The sequence below is a fragment of the Rhizobium indigoferae genome, assembly GCF_034554815.1.
GTDB lineage: Bacteria > Pseudomonadota > Alphaproteobacteria > Rhizobiales > Rhizobiaceae > Rhizobium > Rhizobium leguminosarum.
Genome location: NZ_CP140635.1, coordinates 246,756 through 272,671, shown reverse-complemented (window position 1 = coordinate 272,671; position 25,916 = coordinate 246,756). Strand labels below are relative to the sequence as shown.

General features: G+C 59.5%; 25 protein-coding genes, 1 tRNA gene and 1 pseudogene. 10 read left to right on the top strand and 17 right to left on the bottom strand.

Annotated elements, in window-relative coordinates; translation table 11 throughout:
* Positions 1-50 precede the first annotated feature (50 nt).
* The 10 genes from U5G49_RS01410 to U5G49_RS01365 form a co-directional block, all read right to left on the bottom strand.
* Positions 51-1,109, bottom strand: coding sequence for a carbohydrate kinase family protein (locus U5G49_RS01410; protein ID WP_193446789.1), 1,059 nt, complete (start codon positions 1,107-1,109; stop codon positions 51-53).
* Positions 1,109-1,780 (bottom strand): D-lyxose/D-mannose family sugar isomerase, encoded by a 672-nt coding sequence (locus U5G49_RS01405; RefSeq protein ID WP_193446788.1) that lies wholly within the window; start codon positions 1,778-1,780, stop codon positions 1,109-1,111. Before U5G49_RS01405 ends, U5G49_RS01410 begins: the two co-directional genes overlap by 1 nt.
* The gene (locus tag U5G49_RS01400) at positions 1,780-2,934 is read right to left on the bottom strand and encodes a Gfo/Idh/MocA family protein (RefSeq protein WP_193446787.1); all 1,155 of its coding nucleotides are present in this window, start codon (positions 2,932-2,934) and stop codon (positions 1,780-1,782) included. Before U5G49_RS01400 ends, U5G49_RS01405 begins: the two co-directional genes overlap by 1 nt.
* A gap of 21 nt (positions 2,935-2,955) precedes the next feature.
* The gene (locus tag U5G49_RS01395) at positions 2,956-3,780 is read right to left on the bottom strand and encodes a class I fructose-bisphosphate aldolase (protein ID WP_193446786.1); all 825 of its coding nucleotides are present in this window, start codon (positions 3,778-3,780) and stop codon (positions 2,956-2,958) included.
* A gap of 157 nt (positions 3,781-3,937) precedes the next feature.
* Complete coding sequence (locus U5G49_RS01390; RefSeq protein WP_193446785.1) at positions 3,938-4,711, bottom strand: SDR family NAD(P)-dependent oxidoreductase; 774 nt, start codon at positions 4,709-4,711, stop codon at positions 3,938-3,940.
* A gap of 11 nt (positions 4,712-4,722) precedes the next feature.
* Positions 4,723-5,448 (bottom strand): SDR family oxidoreductase, encoded by a 726-nt coding sequence (locus U5G49_RS01385; RefSeq protein WP_193446784.1) that lies wholly within the window; start codon positions 5,446-5,448, stop codon positions 4,723-4,725.
* Positions 5,449-5,478: 30 nt separating this feature from the next.
* Positions 5,479-6,756 carry a D-tagatose-bisphosphate aldolase, class II, non-catalytic subunit gene (locus tag U5G49_RS01380; RefSeq protein ID WP_193446824.1) on the bottom strand — a complete coding sequence of 426 codons (1,278 nt, stop codon included), beginning with the start codon at positions 6,754-6,756 and terminating at the stop codon, positions 5,479-5,481.
* Entirely contained in the window at positions 6,756-7,733 is a 978-nt protein-coding gene (locus U5G49_RS01375) for a tagatose kinase (RefSeq protein ID WP_193446783.1), read from the bottom strand. Before U5G49_RS01375 ends, U5G49_RS01380 begins: the two co-directional genes overlap by 1 nt.
* A 30-nt stretch (positions 7,734-7,763) precedes the next feature.
* Positions 7,764-8,978, bottom strand: a complete 1,215-nt coding sequence (locus tag U5G49_RS01370) for an ROK family transcriptional regulator (protein WP_193446782.1) — start codon at positions 8,976-8,978, stop codon at positions 7,764-7,766.
* Between the two features lie 62 nt (positions 8,979-9,040).
* Positions 9,041-9,925 carry a sugar phosphate isomerase/epimerase family protein gene (locus U5G49_RS01365; RefSeq protein ID WP_018244744.1) on the bottom strand — a complete coding sequence of 295 codons (885 nt, stop codon included), beginning with the start codon at positions 9,923-9,925 and terminating at the stop codon, positions 9,041-9,043.
* 297 nt (positions 9,926-10,222) lie between these two features.
* On the opposite strand from U5G49_RS01365, the gene U5G49_RS01360 reads away from it, so the two are divergent.
* The 6 genes from U5G49_RS01360 to U5G49_RS01335 all read left to right on the top strand — a co-directional run bounded on the left by U5G49_RS01360 (position 10,223) and on the right by U5G49_RS01335 (position 15,534).
* On the top strand, positions 10,223-11,656 hold the full coding sequence (locus tag U5G49_RS01360) for an extracellular solute-binding protein (RefSeq protein ID WP_193446781.1): 1,434 nt from the start codon (positions 10,223-10,225) through the stop codon (positions 11,654-11,656).
* Positions 11,657-11,752: 96 nt separating this feature from the next.
* Positions 11,753-12,628 (top strand): carbohydrate ABC transporter permease, encoded by an 876-nt coding sequence (locus U5G49_RS01355; protein WP_017966968.1) that lies wholly within the window; start codon positions 11,753-11,755, stop codon positions 12,626-12,628.
* Between the two features lie 4 nt (positions 12,629-12,632).
* Positions 12,633-13,469: a carbohydrate ABC transporter permease gene (locus tag U5G49_RS01350; RefSeq protein ID WP_018447077.1), complete on the top strand. Its 837-nt coding sequence runs from the start codon at positions 12,633-12,635 to the stop codon at positions 13,467-13,469.
* Between the two features lie 4 nt (positions 13,470-13,473).
* Positions 13,474-13,680 (top strand): DUF2160 family membrane protein, encoded by a 207-nt coding sequence (locus U5G49_RS01345; protein ID WP_193446780.1) that lies wholly within the window; start codon positions 13,474-13,476, stop codon positions 13,678-13,680.
* A 55-nt stretch (positions 13,681-13,735) separates the two neighbouring features.
* Positions 13,736-14,797, top strand: coding sequence for an ABC transporter ATP-binding protein (locus U5G49_RS01340; protein ID WP_018244740.1), 1,062 nt, complete (start codon positions 13,736-13,738; stop codon positions 14,795-14,797).
* Between the two features lie 11 nt (positions 14,798-14,808).
* Positions 14,809-15,534, top strand: coding sequence for an SDR family oxidoreductase (locus U5G49_RS01335; protein WP_113541875.1), 726 nt, complete (start codon positions 14,809-14,811; stop codon positions 15,532-15,534).
* Positions 15,535-15,537: 3 nt separating this feature from the next.
* Here the strand turns inward: U5G49_RS01335 and U5G49_RS01330 are convergent, their stop codons facing one another.
* The 4 genes and pseudogenes from U5G49_RS01330 to U5G49_RS01315 form a co-directional block, all read right to left on the bottom strand.
* Positions 15,538-15,795 carry a hypothetical protein gene (locus U5G49_RS01330; RefSeq protein WP_193446779.1) on the bottom strand — a complete coding sequence of 86 codons (258 nt, stop codon included), beginning with the start codon at positions 15,793-15,795 and terminating at the stop codon, positions 15,538-15,540.
* Positions 15,796-15,974: 179 nt separating this feature from the next.
* A pseudogene (locus U5G49_RS01325) lies at positions 15,975-16,220 on the bottom strand (CoA transferase); the annotation flags it as partial.
* A 108-nt stretch (positions 16,221-16,328) separates the two neighbouring features.
* On the bottom strand, positions 16,329-17,093 hold the full coding sequence (locus U5G49_RS01320) for a LuxR family transcriptional regulator (protein WP_130813290.1): 765 nt from the start codon (positions 17,091-17,093) through the stop codon (positions 16,329-16,331).
* A 715-nt stretch (positions 17,094-17,808) separates the two neighbouring features.
* Complete coding sequence (locus tag U5G49_RS01315; protein WP_193446823.1) at positions 17,809-18,897, bottom strand: hypothetical protein; 1,089 nt, start codon at positions 18,895-18,897, stop codon at positions 17,809-17,811.
* A gap of 602 nt (positions 18,898-19,499) precedes the next feature.
* On the opposite strand from U5G49_RS01315, the gene U5G49_RS01310 reads away from it, so the two are divergent.
* From U5G49_RS01310 to U5G49_RS01295, 4 genes are all read left to right on the top strand, one after another.
* A complete protein-coding gene (locus tag U5G49_RS01310; protein WP_131607034.1) occupies positions 19,500-20,075 on the top strand; it encodes a PE-PGRS family protein in 576 nt (191 codons plus the stop codon).
* Positions 20,076-20,178: 103 nt separating this feature from the next.
* Positions 20,179-21,894, top strand: coding sequence for a type I secretion system permease/ATPase (locus U5G49_RS01305; protein WP_028731523.1), 1,716 nt, complete (start codon positions 20,179-20,181; stop codon positions 21,892-21,894).
* Positions 21,895-21,908: 14 nt separating this feature from the next.
* On the top strand, positions 21,909-23,333 hold the full coding sequence (locus tag U5G49_RS01300; protein WP_193446778.1) for an HlyD family type I secretion periplasmic adaptor subunit: 1,425 nt from the start codon (positions 21,909-21,911) through the stop codon (positions 23,331-23,333).
* A 7-nt stretch (positions 23,334-23,340) separates the two neighbouring features.
* A complete protein-coding gene (locus U5G49_RS01295; RefSeq protein WP_018244711.1) occupies positions 23,341-23,619 on the top strand; it encodes an IS3 family transposase in 279 nt (92 codons plus the stop codon).
* Positions 23,620-24,580: 961 nt separating this feature from the next.
* On the opposite strand, the gene U5G49_RS01290 is transcribed toward U5G49_RS01295, so the two are convergent.
* From U5G49_RS01290 to U5G49_RS01280, 3 genes are all read right to left on the bottom strand, one after another.
* Positions 24,581-24,656: transfer RNA gene (locus U5G49_RS01290), tRNA-Phe, on the bottom strand.
* Positions 24,657-24,938: 282 nt separating this feature from the next.
* Positions 24,939-25,151 carry a DNA gyrase inhibitor YacG gene (gene yacG, locus U5G49_RS01285; RefSeq protein WP_018244709.1) on the bottom strand — a complete coding sequence of 71 codons (213 nt, stop codon included), beginning with the start codon at positions 25,149-25,151 and terminating at the stop codon, positions 24,939-24,941.
* A 121-nt stretch (positions 25,152-25,272) separates the two neighbouring features.
* The gene (locus U5G49_RS01280; protein ID WP_012755992.1) at positions 25,273-25,893 is read right to left on the bottom strand and encodes a Maf-like protein; all 621 of its coding nucleotides are present in this window, start codon (positions 25,891-25,893) and stop codon (positions 25,273-25,275) included.
* Positions 25,894-25,916: the final 23 nt, after the last annotated feature.

The window sequence follows — 25,916 nt, the reverse complement described above, 5'->3', positions numbered from 1 at the left end:
CTGACTGGATGGTGATCGGCGCCGCCCTTTCCTGAGACGACGCCAATGGGCTATGCGGATTGCGGGTTCGCCTCCTGCGCCTCCCGAAGGAGCACAGACAGGTCGGGGATGCAGTCGGTGGCCGTCGCACCCGCGAGGCAATGCGCAGCCGCCGCATGGGCGACGGCGCAGATATGCTCGACAGGCCAGTTCTCATGCAGGCCGTAGAGCACGGCGGCACAGAAGGCGTCTCCTGCGCCGACCGTACTGACGATGTCATCGGGATCGACGGGTCGTGAACGCGTCATGATCGGGGAAGCGCCTGATGCAAACCAGAAGCAGATTTCCGGCGCATGGATGATCGCGCCTTTGGTGACGCCTGCGGCAAGCAGGCGCTCGCCCGCTTCCAAAAGTCCCGCCTCGATCAAATCTCCCTTCGCATCGCGAACGATGACGCCGGTTGCCCGACCCGCCTCCATCTCGTTGATGATCAGGAAATCGCAGAAGGGCAGAGCGACGCCGACCTTGGCGGCAAAGTCCGGGTCTTCGCTCGATACGAAATCCACGCAGGTCGTCAGCCCCGCGCGGCGCGCGGCTTCCAGCAGGCGCGATGCTCCCGAACGACCGTCGGGGCTGATGCGGTCGAGACCCGGCAACAGCATGAGATAACCGAGATAGAACAGCCGATAGCCGGCCTTGGCGAAGGCTGCGGGTGAGACAAGCTCATCCGTGACGGCATCGTTGGCGCCGCCATGATAGAAGAAGGTCCGGTTCTGGCCGGGCACATTCATGACATGCGTATGCGCCGTCACCCGGTCGGCAAGCGCCGTCAACCCACCGACATCGACGCCGGCAACCGTAAGGCGGGCCTTGACGATCTCTCCGTCCTGATCAGCGCCGATGCATCCGGCCGCCGCCAGCTTTCCGGGAAATCCGAGCGAGGCCAGATCGGTGACGACATTGGCCGCCCCGCCCCCCACGCCCAGATCCTGGTGCAGGATATGCGCGAGATTGCCCTGTTCTGGCCAATAGGACAGGGTGTGGACGCGATCGACGATGAAGTTTCCCGCGCAGACGATGCCGCCCTGCTTCTGACTATCGCGATCGCAAACCTCATCCCCGGCTCGCATCAGCCGACTCCTTCATTCCACAAGGGTCTCAGCGGCGGCTCGTCTTCCTCGATCGCGGCAAAGCGCCCGATCGGTTCCAGAAAGAAATTGTCGCTGTTGTCGTCGTTGACCTGGCTGACCTCGCCGACAAGGACAGGTCCGCCCCCTTTCCTGCCGTAAAAGCGGTGGTAAAGCCCGGTGCGGATCGTCACGCTCTGGCCAGGCTGGAGAACCAGCGGCTCCCATGCCGCGAGCCGGTGCGGCAGCCCGTCGACCGGAACCGTCACATCCTCCTTCAGCACATTGCCATCGGCATCGGTTGCGGCGAATTCGATGATGAGATCGCCGCCGGCACGATTGATGATGTCTTCCATCTTCACCGCATGGCGGTGCGTCGGCGTGACCTGGCCTTCTTCGACGAAGAGCAGCTTTTCGGCATAAGTCCGCTCCCCCTCGACATCAACGATGCCATTGCGCAGGCAGAACAACACGAGGCCGCATTCGGCAAACCGGTTCGAGCCGAAATCGGTGACATCCCAACCCAGCTGATGGGCGCGCAAATAGGATGAAGCCTCCGGATGTGCGGCAAAATCCGCCGCCGTCCAATACCCCCATGCCGGCAGGGACCAGTGCCAGCGCTCGAGGGTCTCGGTTGCCCGCAGCAACGCGGCGTTGATCGCAGAGCGCTGCATCAGACGGACGCCCCGTCATACGCGACCGGTACCACGACGTCCTCGCGACCGGATTTAAGGGCTGCCGTCAGAACCGCATGATGCTCCTGCGCCTCCGCCGGCGTCGCGCAGCCGAAACCGTTCGCATCCCCGCCGGCAAGCTCATCGACGAAGGCCGCCCACATCTGCTGTATGGCGTCGGCAAAACCGAATTCGAAGATCTTGCCTGTTATGGCCGGAAACAGCGAGCCATAGCCAAGATCCTCGGTGCTCCAAGCCTGCGCTCCGCCATTATAATCCATCCACTGCCACTGGCGCGGCGACTTCGTGCTGAAGAATGCGCTTTTCTTCATGCCGAGAACCCTGATGTACCAGGTGTTGGATTCGCCGGGCGCGATGCGCCAGGTTTTCAGCACCATAGGGAAATCCTGATCCCCGGTGCGTACGCGGCTGCTGATCGTGGCATTGTCCCAGGTGGTGCAGGGCAGCATGCCGCCCTTGCCGTCGGGACGTTCGGTAACCTTCTTGACCAGTTGCGCATGCAGGGTCGTCGGGCGCCAGCCGAGACGCAGCGGCACGTGCAGCACATGCATGCCGAGATCACCCATGCAGCCATAGTCGCCATTGATCTCGGCCATGCGCTTCCAGTTGATCGGCTTCTGCCGGTCAATATCCGAAGAGTGCAGGAAACCCGCCTCGACTTCGAGGACATCCCCCATCTCGCCGCTTTTTGCGAGCGCGATGACCTTCTGTGCGCCGGGGAAGAAAGGCATTTCCGACGAGCAGCGGACCAGGAGTTCGGGATGCTCAGCAAGAACCGCCATGATTTCCCGGTTCTGAGCGGCGTCCATGCCGAAGGGTTTTTCGCCGAGAAGATGCTTTCCGGCCTTCAGGATGTCGATATAGAATTGCTGGTGCAGCACATGCGGGACAGCGCAATAGACCGCATCGACCTCCGGATTGGCCAGAAGCTCCTTATAGTCGGCTGTGAACTGCCGAACGGTCGGCACATGATCCCTGAACCAGTCGAGCAGCGTCGCGTTGGCATCACAGACCGCGACGATTTCCGGTCGCGCCTTCACATCGGCCAGATGCAGCCAGCGCGCCGCAGCACTCGCGAACTCGCGCCCCATCAGACCGCAGCCGATGACGCCGAAGCGGAATATTTTCGTCATGACATCTCCTCCCCAGGCGCGTCAGCCAACATGAAGCGAGGCTTGCTCGACGGAAGCCTTGTCATGGACGATCGCCATCAAGGCCCGCGTCATGCCGCCGGGATTGTTGTGTTGAATGACGTTGCGGCCATAGACGATGCCACGGGCGCCCTGCTCCATCAACTGCTTGGTGCGGATCAGGATTTCCTGATCCGAAACGCGGCCGCCGCCGCGTACGAGGACCGGCAGGCCCTGAGCGATCTCGACCACGCGGTGATATTCCTCGACATTGTCGCAGGGGTCGGCCTTGATGATATCGGCGCCGAGTTCGGCGGCTTGGCGCACAAGCGGCAGGATCTTGTCGATCGCGCCGTCGACCATGTAGGCGCCCTTGGAATTGTCCTGCATGACAAGCGGCTCGACCATCAGCGGCATGCCGTAGATCTCGCATTCGCGTTTCAAGCTGTTCACATTGCGCACGCAGGCGCGGTAGACTTCCGGCTGGTCCGGCAGCATCAAGAGATTGACGACGACACAGGCCGCATCCAATGCAACGCCCTGTTCCACCGCCCTGTCGATCATTTCGGAGAACAGCTGAGACGGCAGGGGATTGCCATAGATGTTGGCGATGTCGGTGCGCAGAACCAATGCCGGGCGCTGCTTGCCGGGAATAGCCTGCAGAAGGGGTGCCGTGCCCGGCGGCAGCTGAATGGCATCCGGCGCCGCTTGCGCGATCACCTCGATGGCAGTCTTCATGTTCTCGATGCCGGCAAGGAAAGTCCGTTCATTGAACATGCCGTGATCGATAGCAACGTCAAAACAATTTCCAGACACGCCGAAAAGTCGGTTCAACCGCGCGGATTTCATTATGCTCCTCCCAGATATGGCAACGTTTCCACATTCGAATAAACAGAGCAGAATTGCGAGTCAAGAAAATGTGGTAACGTTTCCACATTCTTGATTTGTCCGTAGCCGGCCTTCCCCATGGGGACCAGGCGCCGCTCGCGCCTCGCCCGCGCAAGCACTACCAGCAGGTGAACCCTGCATCGACGTTGACGATTGATCCGGTCATAAGGCTGGCGGCGCCCGACGCGAGGAAGAGGACGGCGCTTGCAACCTCTTCCGGCGTTCCCATCCTGCCCATCGGCGTGTCGGCGAGCCAGAGCGGAATACGCTCGCGATTGGCTTCGACGGCCACTACCATCGGCGTCTCGATATAGGTGGGCGCGACGGCATTTACCCTGATGCCGTGGTGCGCCCACTCGGCGGCCAAAGAGCGCGTGAGGTGATGGACTGCTGCCTTGGAGACGTTATAAGCCGTCTGAGGCTGGGGCCGGTTGCAGATGTGCCCCGACATCGAGCCGAGATTCACGATCGCGCCCCGTTTCATCGAAATCATGGGACGACCGAAGGCGCGCGAGCACCAGAAGACGCCGTTGAGATTGACGTCCATCATGCGCAGCCAATCTGCGTCGGTGAGCTCCTCCGCCGGGATGCCACTCTGGCCTATTCCGGCATTGTTCACGAGGATCGATGCCGGCCGGCCGCCATCGGCAAGCTCGGTTGCGATTGCGTCCATTCGGGCTGCGTCGGTGACGTCGCCGACCCGGACTTCGACGTCGTACCCCTTGTCGCGTAACGCAAGCGCTTGCTCAGCGTCGGCCTCGTTGCGTTCGATAACGACGACGGCGGCGCCCGCCTCCGCCAGCGCCTCGCTGCAGCACAGCCCGATCGCGCGCCCTCCGCCCGTGACCACCGCCCGTTCGCCGTCGAGGCGAAATTTCTGCTGGTAACTCATGTTCGGCTCCTTCAGATGTCAAAGGCGCTTGGAAGCACCACGATATCACGGATGGTGACGTTGCGCGGACGGGTCAGCATGAAGATGATCGCGTCGGCGACTTCCTTGGGCTCGATCAGAGCGCCGGCTTCCTTGGCCTTGCGAAGGTTTTCCTCCGGCCAATCCGCAAGCAAAGCGCTGATCACCGGCCCTGGAGAAACCGACCCCACACGAATGCCATTTTTCAGAAGCTGGCGTCGCATCGTCTGGACGAAGCACGTCATCGCCCACTTCGATGACGAATAGACCGGTTCCCATGGAATCGCCGAATGTCCGGCGACTGAGCTGGTGACGATAATGTCGCCAGTGCCACGTTCGATCATGTGCGGAATGACGTTTCGAACGTTTTTGATGACGACATTGACGTTGAGATTGAGCATTCGATCGATGGTATCGAGGTCGGTTTCCATCAGGTCGCCGCCGATATAGGTGCCTGCATTGGCATGCAGGATGTCGAGTTTGCCGGTCTTCGACAGGACGCCATCGAGCAGTCCCGCGCACTCGTTCGGATCCAGCAAGTTGATCTTGAGCGGAATAGCGCGCTCGCCAAGCCGGGCGCAAACTGTCTCAAGGGCCTTCTCATCGCGGTCCACCAGCACGACCGTCGCGCCAGCGGCGAGCATTGCCTCCGTCGAAGCGAGTCCTATTCCGGACGCAGCACCCGTGACCGCCGCGATCTTCCCATTCAATTCGTTCATCGATTTCTCCTCCTGTCTTGATCCTGATTGCTAGTTCTTCCCGACGCCGCAAGCGGCGTGATAGTCCGCGAGACTCTTCGTCACCCTCCAGATCAAAACCTGTTCCGGATCGAGTGGCGTATCTGCGAAATCCTGCGCGGCCGGCATATGCTGCCAAAGCAATGGCAGCGGTACGGATTGGCCTCGAAGGGCCTCGCATAGCCGCCGGACGGCCTCTTGTGCTTCAGCTGACGCCCAATAATAGCGGATGCGGTCAGACAGCGAATAGTGCCGCAGCCAGCGCATCTCGGCGTTCGTCCCGTGGTAGTGGCGGCTCCAATTGCCGGGCTGATCGAGCATCAGCGCTTCCATCGCCGCATAGAGCGGACGCTCGCCGTAATCGGGCAAGAGGTCCGACGCGATCGCATCCAGCGCATAGAGCGCCTCGCGCAGGACGAAGGTCAGCTCGGGACCGACCTTGAGAATGGGAAACCCGTCCTCCACCAGCGCGGTCAACGGCCGGGTCCCCTGATAATCCGTCGAGTGAGCCTCGAACACGAATTGCGGCTCCTCAGTCAGCACAGATTTCAGCGCGTCTATCTTGCTGCGATCATAAAGGATCACATTGTGATTGCCGAACTCGACGCCCGGCTGAACGACCAGCCCGATGGCCCGTCCAAACGCTTGCCCGAGTCCTGCCTCCGCAAAGATCCGGCGGTGGACTTCGATCGTCTTCAGCGCCGCTGCGGCGGCCGTCGGTTCGATTGATGTGAGGGCATGATCGGCCCCGCCAGGCGGCGGCACTTCGGTGCCGATGACGTAAACCGGCATTGCGCCGCCGCTCTTCTTCGCCGACGCCTCGGCGACCGCCGCCAGCCGGGCGGCACGATGGGCCGTGGTTTCGTCGTCGAGCGCCACCGGCTCGCCCTTGCAGCCCATCGAAGCATCGAGGTGAATCTTGCGGAATCCGGCGTCGACATAGGCGGCAACCATCTTCTCGGCCTCGGCCATGGCCTCTTCCGCCGGGCGGTCGCGCCAAGGATTGGGGCCGAAGTGGTCACCGCCGAGAACGATGAGTTTTTCGGGGCACCCTTCCTCCGCCGCGATCTTCATTACGAGGGACGCGAAGTCGCTTGGCGTCATTCCGGTGTAGCCGCCGAGGTGATTGACCTGGTTGCAGGTCGCTTCGATCAGGACGGTGCTCTCGTGTTGCCGCCCGTGTCGGAGTGCTGCTCGAAGCACGATCGGATGGGCGGAGCAGACGGAGGTCACACCTCTCGGGTGGCCTTCGATCCTCAGCTTGGCCAGATCGTTGAGATGCACCTGCATCACGGGCGCCTTTCCGTTGAAGCGATAAACGCATCGAGTTCTTGCTGAGTGCCGGCACCTTCCATCGGACCAAGGACCATCACGTTGCGGGCGCCAGCGGCCGAGGCATAGGTAAGCGCTTCCTTCTGAGACATTCCGAGCCGCCGGCAGGTGAGATAGGCACCGCCGAAGCAATCGCCGGCGCCCGTGGGGTCGACCTCCTGAACGACAAATGCCGGAGCGTCGATGCGGTCTCCCTCCCTGCCGAAATAGGTCGCGCCTTCGGCTCCGCGCTTCAGCACGACCTCCTTGACGCCAATCTCGAACAAGCGGCGGATCGCCTCTGCCTCGCCTTCGACACCTGCGGCACGCTCAAGTTCCTCTCCGGACGGCAGAAGCAGATCGGCGGCGGCGACGAGCATGGAAAACCGGCGCTCGGTGTCCGCGTCCAGCTTCAATTCCTTGCGAATGTTCGGATCCACCGAGAGCGTTCCCCCGCGTGCCTTGACGATGTCGACCGCCTTGTCGATCACCGCGCGCGCGCTGGGGACAGTCAGAGCCGAACCCATCACGTGAAGATGGCCGCTCCGATTGATGAGATCGGCGACCGCTTGAGACCAGCCGAAGCGCGCAGCTGCTGATGTGGCGATGTTGTAGACGAAATCCCGGGAGCCATCCTTGCGGTAGCGAACAAACGCGCTTCCTGTTGGATAGTCCGGATCGATCGAGATCGTCGAAACATCGACGCCGTCACGTTTGAGGCGATCGGTATTGACACGACCGAAATCGTCATCGCCGACCGCGCCGACCATGGCGGCCTTGCCGCCCAGGCGGCCGCACTGCGAGATGAAGATCGCCGGCGCCCCGCTCGCGAACGGACCGACGAGCGGCTGGGCTTCGAGAAAACCGTCTCCCACCGTCGTGGCGACGATCTCGACGAGGATCTCCCCTACGCAAACCGTGGGACCAAGCTGGTCCGGAGCCAGTACTGAAGTCATTTGCAATCCTGCTTTCGATAGTTCTTGTCGTCAACTCGTCGCCGATTGGACCGGCGCGCCATCCTCGCTGCCGAACTCCTCGCTCTCCAATGACAGAAAGCGCTGGTGCAACATGCATGCCGCTCCGAAGGCGGAACCGAACTCCGCATCATCGTCCACGACGATCTCAGGCGTGGGGAAGGGTATATTCTGGCCCTCCGACATGTGGACCGCCACGCGGGCGGCGACCATCGGGTAGAGGGATGCGACGGAGCCACCCAGCACGATCCTGTCGGGGTCGAGCAGACGACAGGCCTGCAGCAATGCATATGCGAGATGGCGCGACCAGGTTTCGGCGATATTGACCGCAGCCGGAACACGGTCACGAACGCCGCCGAGGAATTCCTGCAGATCCGCGTGCTTACGGCCAACAGCCTCACGATACTGCCGGATGAGCACCTCGCGACCGATCAGCTGTTCAAACTTCTGCCCGCCGCTTCCCGGCACCAGAGTGTGGCCGATCTCTCCCGCCAGACCGTGGCCGCCCCGGAACAGCTTGCCATCGATCATGATGCCGCCGCCGACGCCCGTTTCCATCAGCAGGAACAGGGTCACGCCTGCGGCACCGTGACGATAGCTGTCACCGATCGCAAACGCATTGGCGTCGTTTTCGACCGCGATCGGAACGGCGGCCGGGAAGGCGGACCGCCCGATCTCCTTCAACGACACGTCTCGCCAGCCGATGATGGGGGCAAGCGTGACAATTCCGTCCGGCCGAATGTGGGCCGGCGCCGAAATGCCCAGACCCTTGCACCGTCCGATCATCCCTTTCGCCATCGCGCTGACAATCAGCTCGACGCCCTGCGACACAGCCTCCTCCACCGTCGAAGATGGTGTGTCGAACGCTATTTTCCGACATGCCCGGACGTCGGCGGAGAGATCGACAACTGCAGCTGATATATGCTCGACGCCAATCTCGATTCCGACGAAGAATGCGGCATCGGGGACCAGTTCGAGCATGATGCCCGGACGCCCGGCACGGGAATGCTCCGGGCGCTGCTTGCCGCTCTCGTCCGACTCCTGAACGAACCCGCCTTCCGTCAGTTCGGCGACGATCTCTCCCGAGGATGAGCGATTCATGCCGAGCTTCCGGGCTAGGTCGGCCCGGCTGAGGCTTCGGTGGGCATAGATCGTCTGCAAGGCGGCGACGATATTGTTCTGTCGGATCCTGCGCGGCGAACTTCCGATGGAGACGGCGTCGTTCATATTTCAATTCCCTTCAGTCGGCCCAACCCTTACACGACTGGAACAGGCTGTCAGAAGGATAATTAGGGCCGCGCGTTTGTGGCGCGGCGACGCTTGGCCTCGTCATATTTCAGCTCGATGTAGCGCTTCGCGTGCGCGGCAAGCGGATCATTATCCTCCCAGGTGTCGCGCCAGATCGCGCAGGCGAGTGACAGGCCTTCGTCGACGACCGTCGTCGAGAAGCTCTCGAACACGATGTCGCGCTTGTAGTCGATGTCGAGCAGGGCGTCGAAGATCAGATCGAAGTTGATGACGCCGTCGCCGAGATAGCCGCGATTGCTCTCGCCGATGTGGAAGTAGCCGATCTTGTCGCCGGCCAGACGGATCGCGGCGGCCGGATTGGCTTCCTCGATGTTCATATGGAACGTGTCGAGGTGGAGACGGACATGCTCCGATCCGGTCTCGGCGATGAACTTCAACCCCTGCGCCGCCGTATTCAGAAGGTTCGTCTCGAACCGGTTGACGACCTCCAGGACGAGGTCGACGTTCGCCTGCCTGGCGACTTCGCCGGTCGCGGCGATCGCAGCGACGCTGTTGTCCCAGCCCTTCTTCGTCGGCTGGCGATTGTACTTGGTGTGCGCGGAATAAAGAATCCCGCCGAGCTTGTTGCCGCCGATATCACGGACCGCACGAACGGCGTCGGCCAGTGTCTGCTTGCCAGCGGATACCGCAGACATGTCCTCGCTCGATACGTCCTTGTCGAGCGGCAGGCCCATCGTCACGCCAATCTCGACGTCAAGCGACTGCGCAAGCTTTGCCAGTCGATCGAGGTTGAATTTCTCGGGGCGCAGATAGGCAAATTCGATGGTGCGATATCCGTGTTCAGCCGTTTTGTTGAGGGCCATCTCCAGCCCTTCCTGCGTTTGGCCGCCTGTCCATACAAATGAATGGATACCCAATCGACGCATAGCCTTTTCCTCCAAAAAATGCCTTTGGCTGCGCACAGTGCTATGCTATTTAGTTTGGCAAGACAACAAATAATTTTGGATGCAATTTTTTTGCTGCTTTGCAAAATTACCTTGCAATGCAATATTTTATCCTTCTCACCATTGCATTCCGCTCTCTGCCAGAAATTAGTTTCTGCAAAAATCAATGGGATAGATCCGTGATTTGCATGTTTAGACAACAAATGTTGCGCTGGCAGTTTTTTTGGCCTACACAAAAGACCGGCGAAATGATCTCGCTGCACTTTGGGAGGATTGAAAATGAACTATGCTTTGAAGGCTAGCGCGCTTGCGCTGACGCTCAGCCTCGCCACTGCCGCTTCGCCGGCCTGGGCTGACTTCTGGTCCGACGCTGGAGCCAAATTCAAGGGCGTGACACTGCACGGCGTCACCGAGAGCACCCCGCCATCGAACTACATCAGGAACGTGATCGCTCCGGAATTCGAAAAGAAGACCGGCATCAAGGTCGACATCGAGACGACATCCTGGGATCAGATGTACGACAAGGCCATCAAGGACATGGAAGCCAAGACCGGCATCTATGACATGGTCTACATCGAGCAGGACATCATCTATTCCTATCTGGCCAGGAATTTCCTCGTCGACATCACGAAGACGCTGAAAGACCAGCCGGATCTGAAGGCGCCGACCTACGACGATGCGAACTTCACCAGCTTTGCCAACTACTTCAAGGACGCGAGCGGCGATCTGTTCGGCGTTCCGATGGAAGCCTTCCTGAAGACGTATCTCTATCGCAAGGACCTCTTCGACGATCCGAAGATCAAGGAAGCCTTCAAGAAGGAAACCGGCAAGGACTTGAAGCCGGCGACCACACACGCGGAATACACCGAGATCGCCGACTTCTTCACGAAGTACGGCAAGGACAATGGCATGGAGCTCTGGGGCACGACCGCTCAGGCACATACAGGCCATGCGGCGTCCTGGTATGAATTCTTCGAGTCCATCGTGCCGACCTTCGGCGTCTACAATTGGGGCATCGACGCGAAGAACAACTATGCGGCGACGGTCGAACATGGCGGCGCGATGAACAGCGACAAGGCGAAGGCGGCGTTGAAGTATTGGCTGCACCTGCGCGACATCGCTCCTCCGGAATCGACGCAGTCAACCTGGACGGAAACGGCAACGACCTTCGCCGCCGGCCGTGTCGCCCAGGGACTGATCTACGGTGAAAATGCCGCGTGGATCGCAAGCGATCCAGCGCAGTCGAAGGTGGTCGGTCAGGTCGGATTCGCTCTGCCGCCGCTCGAGCCGGGCGTGCTGGACGACGCGAAAGCCGGAAAGGGCTATATCGGCTACTATGATGGCGGCGCTTTCGGCGTGCCGGTCACGTCCAAGAACAAGGAAGCCTCGCTGCTCTTCCTCGAATTCATCGGTCAGAACGAAGTGCAGCCCGATTGGGCCATCGCCGCACCGCGCATCACCAACACGGCGACGTTCGACGATCCAAAAGTGAAGGAGATGGACGTCAAGCTCGGCGGCTTCTACACGATGCTGAAGGACGAGGGCAAGCTCTTCGCCGGCGCTCCTCCCTACCCCTTCCACGCTCAGGTGCGTGAAGCGACCGCTCCCATCTTCTACGACATCCTGACCGGCAAGATCGGTCCCGATGAAGGCCTCGACCAGATGGCGGCCAAGGCCGAAGAGGAGCTCACCTCGCTCGGCTATCGCAAATAAAATATCCTCCCCAACTGACGGGTCGTTCCGACGACCCGTCATCTTTCGCTCCCTGATGGAGCGGACGTCCACATAGCGTTCAATGGGGGATAGGCGATGCATTCGCAGAAGCTCGGGTGGCTGTTGTTGTCACCGACCATAGTGATCCTCGGACTGTTCGGGATCTTTCCTTTCATCTACGTCCTCTGGGTCTCTTTCCATTCATGGAACCCGTTCGCGGCCAATCCGGGCATGATCTTCAACTGGGCTGAGAACTATCGGCGGCTCGTCTTCGACCCGCAGTTTCTGGCATCGCTCGGCATAACCCTGGCATTCGTCTTCTTCGCGGTCGTGTCGGAGCTGGTCCTCGGCTACATCCTCGCCCAGGCGCTGCTCAAGGACTTTCCCGGAAAAGCGGTGTTTCGCACGATCCATACTCTGCCCCTGATCATGGCGCCGATCATCGTCGGCTCAGTCTGGAAGCTGATGACCACCCCATCCATCGGCATCATTCCCTATCTCCTCAGGAGCTGGTTCGGGTACGATCTGAATATCGGCCAGAGCGCCGTCGCGGCCTTCACCGTCACTGTCATCATGGACATCTGGCACTGGACGCCGCTCGTCACCCTCTCGCTGATCGCCGCACTCGTCTCGCTTCCATCAGACCCGTTCGAGCAGGCGCAGATCGACGGCGCCGGCAAGAGCCAGATCTTCTGGCACATCACGCTCCCCTTGATCCGTCCGGCCATGCTGGCCACAGTGTTCATCAGGCTCATGGACGCGCTGCGCACCGTCGACGAAGTTCTGATGCTGACCGGAGGCGGCCCGGGCTCATCGACGCGCTACATCGGCGTCCATATCTTCAGGGAAGTTTTTCCCAAGACGAATTACGGCTACGGTTCGGCGATCTCCGTCATCGTCCTCTACCTCACCATCGTCGTCTGCTGGCTGCTCTATGTCGGCTTGATTGCGCCACGCGTGAAGAGAGGTTGAAGCGATGAAGACCAAAAACCCCTGGCTTCCGGTCCTCCTGTGGACCTTGATAAGCTTCGTGACCCTTTTCCCGATCTATTGGCTCTTCGTCATATCGGTGAAACAGCCCTTCGACCTGTTCTCGACGCCCGATGTCATTCTCCGGAGCTTCTTCTGGAAGAATTACCAGGACGTGCTGACCAATCCGACCTTGCGCGGATACATGCTCAACTCGCTGATCATTTCGTCAGGCAATGCGCTGCTCGTCACCACGCTCGGCTTCCTTGCCTGCTACGCCCTGACGCGCTTCGACCTCGCCGGCAAGGAAAGCATCTTCTTCTGGACGATCACCAACCGCATGGCGCCGCCCGCGGTCTTCCTGCTGCCGCTTTTCCTGCTGCTGACGCAGGTCTACAGGATCGGCGACTTCTCGCTCGCCGATTCCAAGCTGGGCATGATCCTGGTCTATTGCTCCTTCAACCTTCCTTTTGCCATCTGGACGCTGCGCCCGACCGTGGAAGGCATTCCGAAGGAATTGGACGAGGCGGCCTATATGGACGGCGCGAGCCCATGGACCGTCCTCTATGATATCATCTTTCCCTTGGCACGGCCCGGACTTGCGGTGACGCTGATCCTGACCTGGGTTTTCGCGTGGAACGAATACCTGCTCGCGGCGACGCTCACCAACTTCCATGCGCGGACTCTGACCACCGGCTTGTCGGAATATGTGACGACGACGGGAACGGCCTGGGGCATCATGGCCGCGATCTCAATGCTGACATTGGTTCCGGCGCTCATCGTCTTTTCGGTGGTCCAGCGTCACATCGTCGCCGGCCTGACCTTCGGTGCCGTGAAAGGATGAAACGATGACGTCTCAATCAGGAAATAACGAACCCAAGCCGGGGTTTCTGCCGATCGAAACGAACTGGTTCGACCGGCTCTTCATCTCGATCGTTATCTGGGTCGCACTCTCCCTGTTCTGGATGCGGTTCATCGAGCCGTTCGGGCTTTCCGTATGGTGTGCGGCGGCAATCTCGGCGGTCCTTGGCGCCTACATCGTCTGGAAGGGATGAGCCGATGAATTCCATCAACAACATCAAAGCCGTGCTGCTTTAGGGAGGAACGACATTGGCAAACGTACAGGTTAGCGACGTCACCAAGAAATATGGCTCTCTTCAAGTCATGCACGGCGTCAGCGTCGACATCGAGGACGGCGAATTCGTCGTGCTGGTCGGTCCATCCGGCTGCGGCAAATCCACCCTGCTCCGCATGATCGCAGGTCTTGAGACGGTCAGCAGCGGAGACATCCGGATCGGCGGCCGTGTCGTCACCGACGCTCCTCCAAAGGAGCGTGACATCGCGATGGTTTTCCAGAGCTACGCGCTCTATCCCCACAAGACGGTCGCCGAAAACATGGGCTTTCCGCTGAGGATGGCCAAGCGTCCGAAGGCGGAGATCGACGAGAAGGTCGGCAAGGCAGCCGAGATCCTCGACCTGACGCGTTATCTCGACCGCTATCCGAAGCAACTGTCGGGCGGACAGCGTCAACGCGTGGCGATGGGTCGTGCCATCGTCCGAGATCCGAAGGTCTTTCTGTTCGACGAGCCGTTGTCGAACCTGGACGCAAAACTCCGCGTCACCATGCGTGTCGAGATCAAGGAGCTTCACCAGCGGCTGAAGACCACGACTGTCTACGTCACGCACGATCAGATCGAGGCCATGACGATGGCCAACAAGATCGTGGTCATGCGCGACGGAAGGGTCGAGCAGATCGGCAAGCCTCTCGATCTCTACGACTTCCCGGTAAACCTCTTCGTTGCCGGCTTCATCGGCAGCCCATCGATGAACTTCCTTCAGGGCCGCATCGCCACACGCGACGGCAGGAAGGTCGTCGTCACCGACCAGGGCATCACCCTTCCGATGGCAGACACAAATGCGGATGAGGGAAGAGCCGTTACCTACGGCATCCGACCAGAGCACATCACGATCGGCGATGAAGGCGTACCTGTGGAGGTATCGGTGTTCGAGCCCACGGGTTCGGAGACATTGATCTTCGGCCGCACGGGAGGCGTGCCGATCGACGCGCTGATCCGCGAGCGCATCGAGGTAGACCCTGGACGGACAATGTACTTCCATATCGATCCCCGGCGTGCACACATCTTCGATCGGGAAACAGGCCAGAGACTGTAGGAGGACGGCCCATGGACTTCAAAGGAAAGACGGTCATCGTGACCGGCGCCGGCAAAGGCATCGGACGCGAAATTGTAAGGATGCTCGCCGAACGGGGAGCGCAAGTCGTCGCCCTGACCCGGAGTGCTGCCGATGTCGAAGCGCTGCGAGGGGAATCCGGCTGCCGGGCTATACAGGTCGATCTTGCGGACGCAGATGCGACCAGAGAGGCTGCCATCGCTGCCCTTCCCGCCGATTTGCTCGTCAACTGCGCCGGCACGACCGAGCTCCAACCGTTCCTGGAGACAACCGTCGAAGCATTCGACCGTCTTGTCGCGGTCAACACGCGTGCCCCGATGATCGTCGCCCAGGAATATGCCCGTTCGCTGATCAAGCAGGGCCGCAAAGGCGCCATCGTCAATGTCTCGTCGGTCGCCTCCTTCGTCGGCCTCGCCGACCACGCTGCCTATTGCGCGTCGAAGGGTGGATTGGATGGCTTGACGAGGGTCATGGCAAGGGAGCTTGCACCTCACGGCATCCGCGCAAACGGAATCCATCCCACGGTGACGCTGACCCCGATGGCGGTGAAGGCATGGAGCGATCCCGAGAAGGCCGCGGGGATGATGAAACGAATTCCCGTCGGTCGCTTCGCCGAGCCAGCAGACATCGCCGAGGTTGTTCTTTTCCTGCTCTCCGACGAGGCTGCGATGGTGAACGGGATATCGATGCCGGTGGACGGTGGCTACATGATTGCTTGAAGTTCAGGACTGCCGTGTGGTACGAGCCAGCGATTGCAATACGGGAAGCGGCGACGTTGACCGCCGCACCAACCGGCGCAGCTCATCCTGATCGATAAAATGATCGGTCACGCCGGCCTCTTTATCCGGATGACTGAAGACTAGACCGTCGGAATCCTCAAGCTTCAGAGCTTGCTCCGTATTCATGATCCCCAGTGCCTGGCGCTCGTACTCGGACTCGAGTGCCGCCTCGACGATGGCTTTTCTCTTGCGCATGTCCATGTCCTCCGATCCTCAAAGGGTAACGGACAGGCGGAGTCGCGGTTCCGATCAAGACATCACGATATGAGACTGGCTGAAACGAGCGTCCGCCGATACACGGCCCCATCGCGCGGGCCGCGCTGTTTTTGACCCCTCACGAAAATTGGCGGATTCCTGTTCGATGGCACCAGCTCAAGGCATCAGTCCATCGAAGACCAGTCTGACTGCACTTTGCCATTGTGCTCGCCAAGCTTTGGCGACTTACGGTGCTGGATCAACATCGCCCCTGAAAAGATGATTGGCGTCCGGATGCCCGGTATCCCTTCATTCTCCACCGCCATCTTCCGATGCGCGACTTGCGGGTCCGCGAATACATCCTTTACGGTGTTGATCGGCCCGGCGGGAACGCCCACACACGCGAGGTCGGCCAGCAGATCCGTCCGCTTGATACCCTGATGCGAGATTATGGGATATCCGCTGACAGACTTTGATACAGCCGCTGCCGAAGATCGTTGCTCAGAACGCCAACATTGCAGTCAGCAATTGGACACTGCCTAACTCGGCGAGACGTCGGGCCCACCGGCGGCTCTTTGAATTAAGCGGGCAACCACTTCAGTGCGGTTCTGCGCCTGCAACTTGCGCATGATGTGTTGCAAATGCATCTTCACCGTATGCCCCGACAAATTGAGTTTTCCTGCAATTACCTTATTTGAACAGCCGCATTGCAACTCTGCGAGGACATCCGCTTCCCGGGGAGTGAAATCAGCAAACGCCAAGTACTGCGTCCTATCATCCAAGCTCTTTTCGGCCTCATTTCTGGCCGGACTATGCTCGTTTGAGCCTGCTGTAACAGCTCCCAATAGCTGCGGGAAAAATGTTCCTCCTGCCAGAACGAGGCGAAGACCGGCAAGGGCAATGTCAATGGGAAGTGAAGTCGAGAAAAGGCCGCGGATGCCCATCTTGAGCGCCTGACGGGCTATGATGGCGTCATCCGTACCTGAGAGCAACGTGACAGGCGCCTCAGGAAAACGTGCAGCAATCGCCGCGAGATCATCCCGCAGGCTGGTGCTCTCAACACCTCTGCCGGCCAGACCTAATACAATCAAACGCACCTCAGCTCCAAGAGCTCGATCGAGACTCTCGGTCGAGATCAGATCTATAACGTTCCACCCGGTGAGTTCACGCTCAAGAAGCTTCACCACGGTGGTCCGCGCCAATGTAGAATGCTCAACGATGATCACAGTTGGTGCATTGCGCCCCGTACGGCGCCTAGTTCTATCAATGTCGGACACTTGCGTGCTCCCCAAGAGTATTTGCAACGCAACAGCTGATTATATTATTCCTGTTCTCACTACATGTCATGATAAAAAGTGAGTGTATTTCAGATATCAATAGTCTGATCTCTCATGATAATTCTTATAGTCTATGAGATTTCATCGATAGATAACTGGGCTTGTAGAGAACATTTAAGAGATTTTTCGTGTAGGCTTGCTGGTTCGACTTGTCGCTGCAGACTTTCCAGCCTTCGCCGAATTCACGTACGGCAAGGGGGTCAACAAAGCTTTCAAAGGTACTGTAAATGCAACCGATCTGCGACAGACCCATTTAGGAAAGAGTCATTGATAGAACGAACTGCCGATCGGCCGGGCTTTGTTTCCATATCTCAATTCAAAACAGTCGCAGACCCGGCAGCAAAATGACAAACGCGAAAAGAAACAAAAGCCTGAGATCGCTGATTACCCGTTATGATTAGTAAAACGGCGCTCTAATGACGCGTTAATACCAGTTGTTTCGCTCAGGCAGCACTGCGCCGGCACCGCCAGATGCCGGACAGGGTCAGGGCCCCTGGCGGCCGAAATCGGCGGCAATGCTGATGAGGTCATGGTGGAAGGTTCGGTATCTCAGTGAGCCCGCCGTTCAGTACCATGGCGGCCAAGGAGGCGAATGCCGGGCGGCGGAAACAATATGGCTTGAAAGATCGCACGAAGAACGGTTTCGTGGAGTTGAGCCTCTGCTACAGGTGGAGTCCATCTGCTAGCTGTGCATGAAGTCCAGAATGTCGTTTACGAGAGCCGAATGGGCGTCTGTGAGGTTCCCCTCTCCGCCGTGGCCCGCGATACCGGCCAACTGGAGCGCGTGTTGGTCATAGAGAACATGATCGATCTGCTGGGCGTCCGCCGTCCCGCCGGCGGGAACGGCAATGTTGATGGGATGGAAATAGCCGAAATTGACATCGACCATGCTGCCGGTTGACGATCCGTCCCCACCGCCGCCACCCGCGTGATTGCCGGTAAAAATCGTATCTGACGACAGGTTAAAGCCACCGCCATTGCCGCCGATGCCTGCGATCTGCACAGTGCCCTGATCGAAAATGACATTGTTTGTCTGATGAGCCTCTGCAGAGCCGCCTGCGGCGCCCACGGCGATGTTGATCGGTGAGAAGATGGCAATACTGACGTCGACCATGCTGCCGACGAAATATCCATCGCCGCCATGACCCGCATAAAAGTCGCCGGTCAATGTGAGCGCAGTTCCCGGGCCCATCGGCGGGCCATGGCCCGCGACGTTATGGTCTCCGCCCGAGCCGCCCACGCCGCCGATCTGGGTTGCGCCCTGCAGGAACAGGGCGTTGTTCGATTGGTCGGCGTGAGCCTCCGCGCCAGGGCCTGCAGCCACGGCGGTATTGACGGGGGCAAACAGCGCGACTTCGGTGCTGACCAGTCCACCGTAGAAGAGCCCGTTGCCGCCGGTGCCGGCATGATTGACGCCATCGCCGCTGCCGATGGCAACATTGCCGCTTCCACCATTCCCGCCTATCCCAGCCATTTCGGTGGGATGCTGATTGATGAGCGCATCGTTGCCTTGGAAAGCGTCGGCACCCGAATGAGGTCCTGCAATAGCGGCATTGGACGGCATGAAGACGGCCAATGAATTGCTGCTGATCACGCCTTCGCTTATTCCATCGCCACCGCTGCCGGCGGAATTATAGCTTGGACCGGAAGCGACATCCAATGGAAGCCAGGTCGGCATCAGCGCCAGGTGCCCCGCGGCCACGTTGGAGACGAGGTGTTGATCGGTGCCCGCCTTGGGCAAGTCTTCCGATGAGGAACGAGTTTCCGCCATTACCGTCTCCATTCGCGGTCAACCGCACGGCCACCGAGCGTGCGGCGCTATGCAGCCTAAATTGTTCAGGCATTGTGCATCTGAACGCCGGAAAAGCAGAGCCTGCAATTCGTCTACATCTCATCGGCTAGTGCTGTAGCCATTTGGCTGTCATGGCCGCGGCGCCCGTTGCGCGAGTTTGCAAGCACTCAATCCCCGTTTGGGTTAGAGGCCCTACATCTTGCACACTCGTTCTCGCGGCGGATCATGAAAGCGTTTCACCTCCAAGCGGGATCTCCTGCGTCAAGCGCAGCCTGATCAGAACCCCGGAATGCAGCCGGTTCGCTTGGGTGGCCGTTGCTCCGAAAAACGGCGTCGCTTCGACGAGGTCGCAGACATGATCATGACCATGCCATCCGGCCGCAAATCACTTCGTACTAATCCTAAATAACGTTCCGTCGCCTGCAAGTATACATCCGAATGAACATCACCGAATATCTAGATAGTTCACAGATTAAATCGCATGCATTATTCGATTGCGGTTGTATTGGCTGGCGGTGACATGCTGGATACCCACGCCGTAAAAGTAACGATGACGAAACGAAGTAGAAGGAGTGACATCAATGCCTATTCCACAGATATCTGACACGATTCATCTCAACAACCCGGATGCCGGTGACGCGAATGCCGGCAACGGCGGTGATGGCCACAACGATGGGAACATCAACTACAACCCGGTTGCATATGTAGACCCCGTGCAAACGGTCTACGGGGCAGATACCCATCTGCACAATGGCGATCACGTTTGGCAGAAGGCAGGTTGGGACGCCGGCAGTGGCGGAGACGGTGGCTTTGCTCAGGCCAAGAACGGCTTCCTGGCGAAGGTCACGAACAGCGGCGACGGCGGCGCGGGGGGAGATTCCCACTCCAACGGCAGCCAAGGAAACTCGAGCGGCGGCGACACGGCCTCCGTGCATGCGGCTACGACTGCGACACAATATACGCAGCTCGTCGCCGATCAGCATGCCACCATCCTCGCCGGCGTCGGCGGCAACGGCGGTAATGGGAACAACGCTCTCGGCGGCGACATCTCGTCAGCATTGGTTCACTCGGATCCCGAAACGACGACGGTGAACAATTCTCTCGATCACTTCATAAACGCCTTCGGCCATATCGACGTCGACCATCTCGGCTCATGAACTCAAACTCCGAGGGTCGCCGGTTTCGGCTGGCGACCCTGCTGAATTGCTGAACCAGCACGCAGTCTTTTCTCGTCAGTATCAAATCCAGCGAGAGCTGATAATGACAACGATTTCCATAAAGCCATTGCGCCCGCAGACACAGCTCGTTGTCGCGCTCCGAGCCTGTGCCGGAGCCTTCGGGTTGGTCTTCCTCTATAGCTGCGGCTACAATCTCTTTCTTCTGGCGCCGTCCATCTATCTTCTGCAGATCTATGACAGGGTCCTGTCGAGCAGAAGCGCCGACACGCTCCTGATGCTGACGATGATCATCGCCATCGCCGTGCTGGTCGGGTCCACGCTGGATATCGTGCGCAGGGCAGCTCTTTCGCGCATCGGCAGCTGGCTGGACCACAGGCTGCGGCCCCTGGTGCTGACCGCATCATTCGAATATGCCACTCGCGCCGATACGGGAGCCGCCACGGAGTGCTACAGGGACCTGGCCGCATTACGCCAGTTTCTCGATTCACCGGCCAGCTCGCTTTTTTTTGACGTTCCCTGGGCGCCGGTCTTCCTGCTCCTGCTCTTTCTCGTTCATCCGCTACTTGGGACCATCGGTCTTCTGAGCGCCGTTGCACTTCTGCTGTTTGCGTTCCTGACGGAACTGGCGACGCGAGAGCCGCTTGCCCACGCCAATCTTGCCCTTTCGATGAGCTATCTCAGATTTGCGACCGCCCTCAAAAACATCGAGGTCATCAGGGCAATGGGCATGCAGGATGGCGCAGCGCAGATCGTCTATCGCGATGCAGAAATGGCCAGAAGGGCGCAGGACATCGCGATGCATCGCACGGAGATCATTATTGGTTTCTCCAAATCGATCCGCACGCTCGCGCAGATCCTCATGATGGGATCGGCGACATGGCTGGTGCTCATAAACAGCGGCAGTCCCGGGATCATCTTCGTTGCGAGCCTGCTGCTCGGGCGCGGGCTTGCACCAATCGAGGGGGCAATAGGTGCATGGCGCTCCTTTACGTTTGCGCGCAATGCCTTCCGTCGCTTGAACAGAATGCTGATAGCAGTTGCATCGGAACGCGACGGCCGAATGGTGCCGATACCGGAACCCAACGGCCTCGTTCTCGATAACGTCAGCTATATCAAGCCATTCGCCGATCGGCCGATATTGACAGGCATCACATTACGCCTCGCGCCCGGCGATTGCATAGCGCTCATCGGTCCGTCGGGATCAGGGAAATCGACACTGGGTCGCGTCATAGCAGGCGTTGTGCAAGCAACGAGCGGATGCGCTCTTCTCGGCGGGGTAGATATCTCGGCTCTGCGCCTTTGCGGGGGGACTCGCCACGTCGGATATCTGCCGCAAGACATCGAACTTTTCGGAGGAGCGATCAAGGATGTGATCGGCCGGCTGGACGGAGGAGATCCCGGCAAAGCGATCGATGCCGCGAAGCTGGTTGGGTTGCACGACGCGATCATGCGGCTGCCCCAGGGCTACGAGACCGATATCGGTGAAGGTGGAAACCTGCTCCTTCGAGCGCAGCGCCAACAGCTGGGACTGGCACGCGCGGCCTATGGAAATCCGTCTCTGATCGTTCTCGACGATCCGAATTCGAGCCTGGATTATGACGGCGAACGGATGCTGTTTGCGGCAATCGAGCGCATGAAATCCAGGGGGATGACCGTCGTGATCATAACTCACCGGATGGGGATCCTGCCAGTCACCAACAAGATTGCCATCATGCGTAACGGCACTGTGGCTGCCGTCGGCGACAGTGAGCGAATTTATGAAACTTATCTTCAACCACCGTCTCGAACAGGAACGTAGGGAGAAACGCCGCCATGACCCTTGTTCAACTGGACGCAACGCCGGCGAAATTTTCAAATTCGCCAAGGACGGGTCGGCGGTTGGCCAAGCAACAGACGGCCTATTTGCCGGTGATCGAGGCGAAACAACGCGGACCCGCGCCCTCCTCGCCCATGCCGGGGCTCAGAGGCGTTGTCTGGACGGGCAACCTGCTGATCCTGGTCTTCATCGTCGGATTGGGGATCTGGTCGGTTCTGGCGCCGCTGAAAAGCGCTGCGGTCGCATCGGGCGTCATCGAACCGGAATCCAGCCGCAAGACCATTCAGCATCTGGAAGGCGGGATCGTGCGGCGGATCCTCGTCAAAAACGGCGATGCCGTCATGGCCGGGCAAATCGTAATCGAGATCGACGATACGAAGTCTCGCTCGGAGCGCGACAGCATTCAAGGGCAACTTTGGGAGGCCGAAGGAAGCCGCGCTCGCCTGCTTGCGGAGCAGACGGGCGGCGACCATGTCGCCTATCCTGGGAATCTCAGGGCAGCAATGGCCAAATATCCCTTGGTCGGCGCGATTCTGATTGGGCAACAGAAAATTTTCGAAGCCCGTCGCCGGGTCATGCAGGCGGAAATTCAGATCGCCAATGAAAAAATCGCGCAGGTGCGGCAGGAAATTGTCGGACTTGGCGCGCAGAAGGCGGCGCTGGCCGACAGAGCCGCGATCTCTCGGCAGGAACTGGATCAGGTTACGACCCTTAACGCCAAAGGACTGGAAACAAAAAGCAGGCTTCTCAACCTCCAGCGGGAAAGGGCAGACCTTGATGGCCAGCAGGGTGAAGTGGAGGCGCAGATCTCCCGTGCTTACCAGGTGATCAGCGGGTCACAGGCCGATCTCGCAAAGCTTGAGAGCGACCGGTTGAGCGAAGTCGCACAAGGCATGCGCGAGACGGAAAGCCGGATCATGCAACTGCGCGAGCGCTTGCGGGCGATCGACGACCAGCTTTCAAGGACTTATATTCGCGCTCCCGAAGATGGAACGATCATGAACCTGCGCGTCCACACCGCTGGTGGGGTGATCGGCGCGGGCGAACCGCTGGTCGATCTTCTGCCAGGCGCCGATCGCCTTGTCGTGTCTGCCCATGTCAGGCCGGAAGACATCAATCTCGTCCATGCGGGGCTCGAGGCACAGGTTCACCTCCTTCCATACAATCAGCGGCGCGTTCCACTCCTGAAAGGCCGGGTCGAGTATGTTTCAGCGGACCGTCTCATCGATACGCAGAACGGCCAGCCCTACTTTGCCGCGACGATCCGCGTAACGGACGAGCGGCTGGCGAAAATGAGAGATGTCGAACTGGTCGCGGGCATGCCCGCACAGGCACTAATCGAAACGGGCGAAAGCAGCGTGGCGCTCTATGCCATCAGACCACTCCTCGACAGTTTCAACAGAGCATTTCGCGAGGACTGAGGCGGTGATGGGCAAGAGAAAATTCGACGACAACCAGATTACCGGTATTCTGAAGGAGCACCAAGCCGGGGTGACGGTGGCAGATGTTTGCCACAGGTACGGCATCAGCGAGCCGACCTTTTATCGGTGGCAATCCTTGCAGTCCGGAAATGTCGGTCTCCATGCCAAAAGATTGAGAGCACTGGAGGAGGAGAACCAGAAGCTCAAGAAGCTTTTGGCCGAATCCATGCTCTCGGCGGCAACACTGAGCGAGATGCTGGCGAAGACATCGAAAGGGCGACACTAACCTCTAAACAGAGAGGTTTGTTGGCCGCCTTCAGGCCCTGTATCAACGCGACTGGGGTCTACCTGTTGCCGTCGTCTACGATCTAGAAGTTTGCATCGACAGCATAATCGTCGGCGCACCGAAGCAAACCTACCGGCTTGGACTGCGCATAGCGTATCGAGAATGGAATCGATGGAACGCAAAAACTGACTGGAACGACATCGCCGTCCCGCCGCGCTCAGTTAGCCGGAGCGCTCGTCAACCCAGTGATGCGTGCCACGTAGGCCGTCGTTTAATACCAGCGTCCTCGGCCGTACCAGCCGCCGCCGCCTAGCAAAAGAAGTATCACAACGATTATGAGAAGGGTTGTGAGATCCATGTGCGTTCTCCTCGGGGACCACCACCATCTCGTTCGCGCCTGACGGGCGTTGCTCATGGTGGGACTCGCTTGCTTACAACGGCAATGACCGGGATTGGTTCCATTCGATGACCCTACCCGGCCGGCGACGACCTGGGCGGAGTTTAAAAGAAGGATGCAACATTGGGCCGGGAGGGCACACTCAATCTCCACAGCCCCTCCGCCAGCGTACCGGCCGCCGCAAGGACGGAAAGTTGCGAGGGGTGAACCCGGCAGCGCGTGGTATCGACGGCTACCTATCGCTTCGTGGCATCCGGCCACGGCTTGGCGATGACGAGGGCGCACCGTCAACCTGGTTCTGGCTGAGGCTCAGACACACCCGTCGCAATCATTCTGCGCGAGATGGGCAAGGACTACGCAACGATCGCTAAGATGCTCGGGCAGAAAAGCACTATTCGCGTCTGGCTGACACATCCAAGAAGATGGCGAGACGGTCAGCGATCTCGATGCCGAGGTGAACAGACGAAAACGAAAAGCGCCTAGAAGACAAAAATGGTGTCTAGACGCGGCCGGACCACATTAACATAGGGAACTAAAACATGCGCAAAAGCAGTGATTTATGAGTGGTGCCCAGGACCGGAATCGAACCAGTGACACGCGGATTTTCAATCCGCTGCTCTACCAACTGAGCTACCTGGGCTAACCTGCCTCCGAGGGTCCCTTTCAGAAAAGGAACCGCGGGGCCTTGGTTCACCCCGGAAGCGAGCGGGGTTATAGCATCTTGTTCGCCCATGGCAAGCGTCAAATGACTCTTTTTTGACGGTCTTGCCGGCTTTGCCGATTCATGAGGAAAAATAAGAGCTTCGCGGGCGGAATTCTCTGAAGAGCGTCGCGTCAAAGCGGACTCATATGACCCGCTTTAGATCTTTGATCGATGCATGTCTTTATCCCAAATCGCTGCGCACCGTTGGTGCGCCATGCACTAGCTTTCCTCATCGGGATAATCGGCCTTCGTCTCGTCGTCGGCAACCGGAATGGCATAGGCGCCGGTCAGCCAGCGGGAGAGGTCGGCCTCGCGGCAGCGGTTGCAGCAGAAGGGGTAATGTTCGCGGTGGGAAGGCTTGCCGCATTCGGGGCAAGGGCGCGTCTTGCGCAGCGGTTCGACCTTGGCGGCCGCTTTCTTCTCTTCAGGCATATCTGTCCGTCCTAAAGCATGTCGCGTAAAAGTGTACAGCGGTTTTGCGACAACGACATGCGTAAAAACAAAGCCTTAAAGCGCGAGGGATCTGAAGGATCGTGACGCGCGGCCGTCGGGCTCAGCCCTCGGGCCACCGGCTATGCACATCGAAGCCTTCGCCGGTCAAAAGCAGAATGGTTTCATAAAGCGGTAGGCCGACGACATTGGTGTAGGAGCCCACCATCTTCTGCACGAAGGTGCCGGCGAGGCCCTGGATGCCGTAGGCGCCTGCCTTGCCGCGCCACTGGCCGGAGGCCAGGTAGTTCTCGATCTCGAAGCCAGAGAGACGCTTGAAGCGAACCTTGGTCTCGACGATCTTCTGACGGATCTTGCGATCCGGCGTCACCAGGCAAACGCCGGTGTAGACCATATGGTTGCGTCCCGAGAGGAGATGCAGCGAACTCAACGCCTCGTCGGCGAACTCAGCCTTGCCGAGGATGCGCCGGCCAACGGCGACCACCGTATCGGCAGACAGGATATAGCTGCCCTTCCAGGTGATATCGCCCTTGATGGCGGCAAGGGCAGCTTCCGCCTTCTCAGCCGAAAGCCTGCGGGCGAGCGAACGCGGATGCTCCGACTTCTTCGGCGCCTCGTCGATATCCATCGGCATCAGGCGCGAGGGCTCGATACCGGCCTGGTTGAGCAGGTCGACGCGCCGGGGCGAGCCTGAGGCCAGAATGAGCTTGTATTTCAGCGCCATGGAACCTCGACCATCGGCAGACG

Coding starts and splice junctions, on each gene's coding strand:
- U5G49_RS01410 (WP_193446789.1), bottom strand. CDS start 1,109: ATGCGAGCCGGGGATGAGGTTTGCGATCGCGATAGTCAGAAGCAGGGC.
- U5G49_RS01405 (WP_193446788.1), bottom strand. CDS start 1,780: ATGCAGCGCTCTGCGATCAACGCCGCGTTGCTGCGGGCAACCGAGACC.
- U5G49_RS01400 (WP_193446787.1), bottom strand. CDS start 2,934: ATGACGAAAATATTCCGCTTCGGCGTCATCGGCTGCGGTCTGATGGGG.
- U5G49_RS01395 (WP_193446786.1), bottom strand. CDS start 3,780: ATGAAATCCGCGCGGTTGAACCGACTTTTCGGCGTGTCTGGAAATTGT.
- U5G49_RS01390 (WP_193446785.1), bottom strand. CDS start 4,711: ATGAGTTACCAGCAGAAATTTCGCCTCGACGGCGAACGGGCGGTGGTC.
- U5G49_RS01385 (WP_193446784.1), bottom strand. CDS start 5,448: ATGAACGAATTGAATGGGAAGATCGCGGCGGTCACGGGTGCTGCGTCC.
- U5G49_RS01380 (WP_193446824.1), bottom strand. CDS start 6,756: ATGCAGGTGCATCTCAACGATCTGGCCAAGCTGAGGATCGAAGGCCAC.
- U5G49_RS01375 (WP_193446783.1), bottom strand. CDS start 7,733: ATGACTTCAGTACTGGCTCCGGACCAGCTTGGTCCCACGGTTTGCGTA.
- U5G49_RS01370 (WP_193446782.1), bottom strand. CDS start 8,978: ATGAACGACGCCGTCTCCATCGGAAGTTCGCCGCGCAGGATCCGACAG.
- U5G49_RS01365 (WP_018244744.1), bottom strand. CDS start 9,925: ATGCGTCGATTGGGTATCCATTCATTTGTATGGACAGGCGGCCAAACG.
- U5G49_RS01360 (WP_193446781.1), top strand. CDS start 10,223: ATGAACTATGCTTTGAAGGCTAGCGCGCTTGCGCTGACGCTCAGCCTC.
- U5G49_RS01355 (WP_017966968.1), top strand. CDS start 11,753: ATGCATTCGCAGAAGCTCGGGTGGCTGTTGTTGTCACCGACCATAGTG.
- U5G49_RS01350 (WP_018447077.1), top strand. CDS start 12,633: ATGAAGACCAAAAACCCCTGGCTTCCGGTCCTCCTGTGGACCTTGATA.
- U5G49_RS01345 (WP_193446780.1), top strand. CDS start 13,474: ATGACGTCTCAATCAGGAAATAACGAACCCAAGCCGGGGTTTCTGCCG.
- U5G49_RS01335 (WP_113541875.1), top strand. CDS start 14,809: ATGGACTTCAAAGGAAAGACGGTCATCGTGACCGGCGCCGGCAAAGGC.
- U5G49_RS01330 (WP_193446779.1), bottom strand. CDS start 15,795: ATGGACATGCGCAAGAGAAAAGCCATCGTCGAGGCGGCACTCGAGTCC.
- U5G49_RS01315 (WP_193446823.1), bottom strand. CDS start 18,897: ATGGCGGAAACTCGTTCCTCATCGGAAGACTTGCCCAAGGCGGGCACC.
- U5G49_RS01310 (WP_131607034.1), top strand. CDS start 19,500: ATGCCTATTCCACAGATATCTGACACGATTCATCTCAACAACCCGGAT.
- U5G49_RS01305 (WP_028731523.1), top strand. CDS start 20,179: ATGACAACGATTTCCATAAAGCCATTGCGCCCGCAGACACAGCTCGTT.
- U5G49_RS01300 (WP_193446778.1), top strand. CDS start 21,909: ATGACCCTTGTTCAACTGGACGCAACGCCGGCGAAATTTTCAAATTCG.
- U5G49_RS01295 (WP_018244711.1), top strand. CDS start 23,341: ATGGGCAAGAGAAAATTCGACGACAACCAGATTACCGGTATTCTGAAG.
- yacG (WP_018244709.1), bottom strand. CDS start 25,151: ATGCCTGAAGAGAAGAAAGCGGCCGCCAAGGTCGAACCGCTGCGCAAG.
- U5G49_RS01280 (WP_012755992.1), bottom strand. CDS start 25,893: ATGGCGCTGAAATACAAGCTCATTCTGGCCTCAGGCTCGCCCCGGCGC.